This is a genomic window from Actinotalea sp. C106 (assembly GCF_023630195.1).
In the GTDB taxonomy this organism is placed as follows: domain Bacteria; phylum Actinomycetota; class Actinomycetes; order Actinomycetales; family Cellulomonadaceae; genus Actinotalea.
Map to the genome: position 1 here is coordinate 1 of NZ_JALPKN010000208.1, position 5,681 is coordinate 5,681.

Here is a 5,681-nt window from a genome sequence, read left to right on the forward strand (position 1 = left end):
CGTGGCCGCTGTCGCCGCCGGGGTGGCCGCGGCCGTGGTCCTCGTCGCGACGGTGCTCGCGCGGGTGCGCCGGCGGTAGGCGCGCGTGCTGCGGCCGGGGACCGCTCCGCAGCGCTGGCTCAGAGGTAGCGCGTGGGGTCGAACTCGGCCAGGGAGATGATCCGCAGGCGCGGCAGCTGCACGTTGAAGGCGTGCACGTCGGTCTCGAGGTCGTAGATCTCGAGACCGCCCTCGGTGAGGTGCTGCAGCGAGCTGCTGACGAGCTCGGTGAAGCCGAGAAGACCGACGCGGCGGGAGGGCCCCAGCAGGGCGGCCATGTGCGGGGTGAAGTCACCGTCGTGGCTGGCGAGCAGCACGTCGCCGCTGTCCTCACCCCGGTCCGCGAGGACGTCCAGGGTGCGCTGGATGCCGATGTCGACGACCTTCTCGTACGAGGCACCGGACAACGGGATGGGCTGGAAGCCGATCGCCACGAGGGCCTGCACGAAGGCCATCGGCATCGAGCCGTTCGAGGCGTTGAGGAAGAAGAGCCCCTTGACGTCGTCGGCGCCCCACACGGTGCGGGCGAACTCGAGCACCCGCTCCCACCGCGGTCGCTCCTCGGGGGCCGGACGGGCGCCCAGGATCGACCCGCCGAGGGTCGCGTCGATGTTCTCCCCGTCGACGAGCACGTACGTGGTCCGGCGGGGCGCGGTCTCGGTCATGGAGGTCAGCCTAGGGTGCGCGCCCCGTGGCGGGGTCATCCGTCCCCATCCGTGTCATCAGGGGTCGAGCCGTGCGAGGCCGCAGCGGACGGGCCCTTCCAGACGGCTGCCGTCGGCCCCGAACCGCGACCCGTGCAACGGGCAGTCCCAGCTGCGCTCGCCGTCGTTCCAGGCGAGCACCCCGCCCAGGTGCGGGCAGACTGCGCTCACGGTGCGTACCTCGCCGTCGACGCGGGACACCGCCACGGGGCGCAGGCCCTCCCGGCCCACGGCGCCCTGCCCCTCGGCGATCTCGGCCGGGTCCGGGGCAGGGGTGCTCATGGCCCGGGCCCAGCCGACCGACATCTCGCGCGCGACGGCACCGTTGATCGACGCCGCGCGCGGCGCCTGGGCGGCGACGTCGGGGCGCCACGGGTCCCAGTCCTGGGCCCACGTCTCGGTCCGGCCCTCGATCTGGGCGAGGAGGGCCAGCGCGGCAGCGGTGCCGGCGCTCATGCCCCACTTGGCGAAGCCCGTCGCTACCCACAGGTCGGTCGACCAGGGCTCGTAGCGCCCGACGAAGGGCAGCCCGTCCGTGGTGCGGTAGTCCTGGGCGGCCCAGCGGTGCGTGGTCTGCACCGCACCGAGGTGCTCGACGGCCCAGCGCTCGAGGTCCCCGACCCGCGCGTCGACGTCCTGCGTGCGGCCCGTGGGGTGCCCGTTGCCGCCGACCACGAGGAGGTCGTGCCCCGCGCGGCGCACCGTCCGGCTGGGGGAGTCCACGGAGAGGTACATGCCCTCGGGGCGGGCTCCGGGCACCCGCACCGCGATGCAGTGCGAGCGCTCCGCCTCGAGCCGGGCGAAGAAGCCCGCCCGGTCCAGGAGGGGCGAGCCGGTCGCGATCACGACGTGCTCGGCCCGGACCCGGGCGCGCCCGGTCGCCGTCGAGCACCGCACCTCGCGGGGCGAGCCGGTGCTGACGCCCTCGACCCTGGTCCCGGCGTGCACCCGCACCCCGGCGGCGAGGGCATGGCCGAGCAGGGTGTCGAGATAGGCCTGCGGGTCGATCTGCAGCTGGTCGGCGACCCGCAGCGCCCCTGTCGTGGCGAAGGGCAGTCCCGCGTCCGCGAAGAGGTCGACCTCGAGGCCGGCCGAGCGCATCGCGGCGACCTCACCCTCCAGGGTGGTGCGGCCCTCGGGACTGGTCGCATAGGTGACGCCGTCCCGCACCGCGTGCTCGACCCCGGTGGCCTCGGCGTGGGCGCGGACCCACCGCTGCCCGGCGAGGTTCGCCTGCGCGTACCGCGTCAGGGTGTCGACGTCGTGGTGCCTGCCGAGCTCGCTGAACCGGGTGCCCTGGGCCAGGCTCACCTTGGCCGAGGAGGCCCCGGTGGTCCCGGCGCCGACGTGACGTGCCTCGAGCACGACCACGCGTCGTCCGGCTCGGGCGAGCTCGACCGCGAGGGTGAGCCCGACGATGCCGGCGCCGACCACGGCCACCTCGCAGGTCAGGTCGCCGTCGAGCGGCCGGTGCGGGGTCGCGTGCGTGGTCGGTGCGGTGTCCGCCCAGAGGGGGTGGCGCGCTGCGCCGGTGAGGTCCATGTGACCACCCTCACCCCGACGTCCCCGTCCCGCACCTCGGGTCAGAGGCGCAGGGGCCCAGGGGTTCCTGGGCTTCTGACCCGAGAGGTCTCTGTCAGGGGTACAGGCCGCGGGTCTGGTGGGCGGTGGCGACGCGCTGGATGCTGAGCAGGAGCGCGGCGTCGCGCAGGGACAGGTCCCGGTGCCGCGCGGTCTTGCCGACGCTCTCGAAGGCCATCGCCATGCGCTCGGCGAGCCGCTGCTCGATCTCGGCCTCCGTCCACCAGTAGGCCTGCTGGGCCTGCACCCACTCGAAGTAGGAGACGACCACGCCACCGGCGTTGGCCAGGATGTCCGGCACCACGACCACGCCCCGGTCGGCCAGCACCCGGTCGCCGTCGGGGGTGGTCGGGCCGTTGGCCCCCTCGACGACCCACCGGGCCTGCACCTGGCCCGCGGTCTCGGCGTCGAGCACGCCCTCCACCGCGGCCGGCACCAGGACGTCGACGTCGAGGGAGAGCAGGGCCGTGTTGTCGATCGGTTCGCCGCCGTCGAAGTCCACCACCGAGCCGGTCCGCTCGACGTAGTCCATCAGCCGGGGCAGGTCCAGGCCGCCGGACCGGTACACCCCGCCGTACTGGTCGCTCACGGCCTCGACCCGTGCCCCGCCCTCGGCGAGGAAGGCCGCGGCGTGCGACCCGACCTTGCCGAAGCCCTGCACCGCGGCGCTCACGTCGTCGAGGGTCTTGCCGTGCTCGGCGAGGGCGGCGACCACGCAGTGCACCACCCCGCGGGAGGTCGCGGTCGCCCGTCCCAGGGACCCGCCGACCTCGAGCGGCTTGCCGGTCACGACCCCCGGGATCGTGTACCCCTTGTTGACCGAGTAGGTGTCCATGACCCAGGCCATGGTCTGGGCGTCGGTGCCGACGTCCGGGGCCATGATGTCCCGCTCGGGGCCGATCATCGGCATGATCTCGCTGGTGTAGCGGCGCGTGACCCGCTCCAGCTCCCCCTGGGAGTAGTGCCGGGGGTCGATCGCCACCCCGCCCTTGGCACCCCCGTAGGGCAGCTCGACCACGGCGCACTTCCAGGTCATCCACATGGCCAGGGCCCGCACCTCGTCGACGTCGACCGAGGGGTGGAACCGCAGCCCGCCCTTGCCGGGCCCGCGCGAGACGTTGTGCTGCACCCGGAAGCCGTGGAACAGCTCGGTCGAGCCGTCGTCACGGCGCAGGGGGATCGCGACGTTGATCTCACGCCGGGAGGTGCCGAGCATCGCGTGCATCCCGGGGTCGTACCCCAACCGCTCGACGGCACTCGCGAGCTGGGCCTGCGCGGTCGCCAGCGGGCCGTCGCGGGTGGGGGCGGCGAGGTCTGCGGGGGCGACGTCCGGGACGACGTCCGTGACGGAGGGGTGGTCGGTCATCGGTGCGCTCTCCTGGTGACGGGTGGGCCAAGGGGTGCCGAGATCCGTCGGGGACGCCGTCGGACCCGAGCCCACTGTGTCACCCCCGCCGTCACCCGGCCCGGGGACGCGCCAGCGCGGTGAGGGGCGCGCTGGTCGGGGTCGCCGGGCCGTGCGAGGGTCACGAACCCAGGGAGTCGATCCGGGCGAGGTCCTCGTCGGTCAGCTCGAAGACCGCGTCGAGGTTGGCCTCGATGCGCTCGGGGGTGACCGACTTGGGGATCACCACGACCTCGTGCGCCAGGTGCCACTGCAGGACCACCTGCTGGACGGTCCGGCCATGGGCCTGGGCGATCTCGGTGAGCACCGGGCTCTCGGCGTCGGTCCGCTTGAACGGGCTGTACCCCTCGACGGCGATCCCGCGCTCGCGGTGCGCGGCCAGGAGATCGGCGTCGAAGTCGCTCGGGCTCCACGGGATCTGGTTGATCGCGGGGGCCTCGCCGGTGGCCTCGATCAGCTCGTCGATCTGCGCGATCGAGTAGTTGCTCACGCCGATCGCGCGGGTGAGGCCCTCGTCCCGGAGCTCGCGGAAGGCCTGCCAGGTGCTCGGCGTGGCCTGCTTGTTCGGCGGCCAGTGCACGAGCCACAGGTCGACGTGGTCGGTGCCGAGCAGACGCAGGCTCGCGGCGAGGGTCTCGCGCTCGCGGCCCGCGGCGTCGGGGGGCAGCTTGGTGGTCACGAAGACCTCCTCGCGCGTGACCGTGGCCTCGGCCAGGCCGCGGCCGACCTGGTCCTCGTTCTGGTACCCCGTCGCGGTGTCGACGTGCCGGTACCCCGTGTCGAGGGCGTGCCGGACGGCGCGGTAGCAGTCGTCGCCCTCGGACTGCCACGTACCCAGGCCGAGGAGGGGGATGGTCACGGGCCCCGCGGGGGAGCGCAGGTCGATGGTCGGTATCGCGGTGCTCATCCGCCCAGTGTGCGGGACCTGCGGCCCAGGCGCTCGTGCGCCCGGTGCCGGAGTCTGGAGGGGTTGCCGGTGACGTGCGACCCGTCACCCCGGACCGCGATGGTCGTGGGGACGGTCTGGTGCGGGGGTACGGAGATGAGAGTTCTCGTGACGGTGGCCTCGCGGCACGGCGCGACCAGGGAGATCGGTGACGCGATCGCGGAGGTGCTGTGCCACGCCGGCCACCAGGTCGAGCTCGCGGAACCCGAGGACGTCGAGACCCTCGAGGGGGTCGACGCCGTGGTCCTGGGCTCGGCCGTGTACGTCGGCCGCTGGGCCGCCTCGGCCCGCGCGATGGTCGACCGGCTCGCCCACGGCCTGTCCCGGCGGCCGGTCTGGTTGTTCTCCTCGGGCCCGGTGGGTGCGCCGCTGGCCCCGCAGGGGGACGCTGAGGAGATCCCGTCGCTGATGGCTCGGCTCGAGGTCCGGGGGCACCGGACCTTCGGCGGTCGGCTCGACCTGGGTGGGCTCGGCATCGCCGAGCGCGCGGTGGTGGCCCTGGTCCGCGCCGAGGAGGGCGACTACCGGCCCTGGCCCCAGATCGAGGACTGGGCCCGCCTGATCGCCGCCGACCTGCACCAGGAGGAGGCCCGCGCGGTCCGGCTCGTGCGCTGACCGGGCCGTCCCGGGGCGGTCAGGCCGAGACTCGCACCACGACCTCGGCCCCGAAGATGCGCGGGGCGTACGAGGTCGCCCGGCCGGCCACCTGCTCGAGCAGCAGCTCGGCCGCGACCCGGCTCATCTCGACCACGGGGTTGCTCATGGTCGTCAGCGGAGGGGCCGTCGAGGCCGCGACGCCCAGGTCGTCGAAGCCGATCAGCCGCACGTCCTCGGGGACCGCGCGACCGCTGGCCCGGAGCACCTCGAGGGCGCCCGCGGCCATGAGGTCCGAGGCGGCGAAGACCCCGTCCACGTCGGGGTGCTCGCGCAACAGCTGCTCCATGGCGGCGGCCCCGCCCGAGGAGGTGAAGTCCCCGCGGGCCACGGCCTGGTCCGCGAGCCCGGC

General features: G+C 74.3%; 6 protein-coding genes. 1 reads left to right on the forward strand and 5 read right to left on the reverse strand.

What is annotated here, in order from left to right; all coding sequences use genetic code 11:
- Nucleotides 1–119 precede the first annotated feature (119 nt).
- The 4 genes from L0B03_RS13080 to L0B03_RS13095 all read right to left on the reverse strand — a co-directional run bounded on the left by L0B03_RS13080 (nt 120) and on the right by L0B03_RS13095 (nt 4,636).
- Complete coding sequence (locus L0B03_RS13080) at nt 120–704, reverse strand: NYN domain-containing protein (RefSeq protein ID WP_250446449.1); 585 nt, start codon at nt 702–704, stop codon at nt 120–122.
- 57 nt (nt 705–761) lie between these two features.
- Nucleotides 762–2,285, reverse strand: coding sequence for an FAD-dependent oxidoreductase (locus L0B03_RS13085; RefSeq protein WP_250446451.1), 1,524 nt, complete (start codon nt 2,283–2,285; stop codon nt 762–764).
- Nucleotides 2,286–2,379: 94 nt separating this feature from the next.
- Nucleotides 2,380–3,690 (reverse strand): Glu/Leu/Phe/Val dehydrogenase, encoded by a 1,311-nt coding sequence (locus tag L0B03_RS13090; protein WP_250446453.1) that lies wholly within the window; start codon nt 3,688–3,690, stop codon nt 2,380–2,382.
- A 160-nt stretch (nt 3,691–3,850) separates the two neighbouring features.
- The gene (locus L0B03_RS13095; protein WP_250446454.1) at nt 3,851–4,636 is read right to left on the reverse strand and encodes an aldo/keto reductase; all 786 of its coding nucleotides are present in this window, start codon (nt 4,634–4,636) and stop codon (nt 3,851–3,853) included.
- A 135-nt stretch (nt 4,637–4,771) separates the two neighbouring features.
- Between L0B03_RS13095 and L0B03_RS13100 the strand changes: the two genes are divergently transcribed.
- Nucleotides 4,772–5,290 (forward strand): flavodoxin domain-containing protein, encoded by a 519-nt coding sequence (locus L0B03_RS13100; protein ID WP_250446456.1) that lies wholly within the window; start codon nt 4,772–4,774, stop codon nt 5,288–5,290.
- Between the two features lie 19 nt (nt 5,291–5,309).
- Here the strand turns inward: L0B03_RS13100 and L0B03_RS13105 are convergent.
- Nucleotides 5,310–5,681: substrate-binding domain-containing protein (locus L0B03_RS13105; protein WP_250446458.1), on the reverse strand; the 372-nt coding region annotated here is incomplete at its 5' end.

Excerpts from the sequence above, each read along its gene's own strand:
- L0B03_RS13080 (WP_250446449.1), bottom strand. The coding sequence starts at position 704 with ATGACCGAGACCGCGCCCCGCCGGACCACGTACGTGCTCGTCGACGGG.
- L0B03_RS13085 (WP_250446451.1), bottom strand. The coding sequence starts at position 2,285 with ATGGACCTCACCGGCGCAGCGCGCCACCCCCTCTGGGCGGACACCGCA.
- L0B03_RS13090 (WP_250446453.1), bottom strand. The coding sequence starts at position 3,690 with ATGACCGACCACCCCTCCGTCACGGACGTCGTCCCGGACGTCGCCCCC.
- L0B03_RS13095 (WP_250446454.1), bottom strand. The coding sequence starts at position 4,636 with ATGAGCACCGCGATACCGACCATCGACCTGCGCTCCCCCGCGGGGCCC.
- L0B03_RS13100 (WP_250446456.1), top strand. The coding sequence starts at position 4,772 with ATGAGAGTTCTCGTGACGGTGGCCTCGCGGCACGGCGCGACCAGGGAG.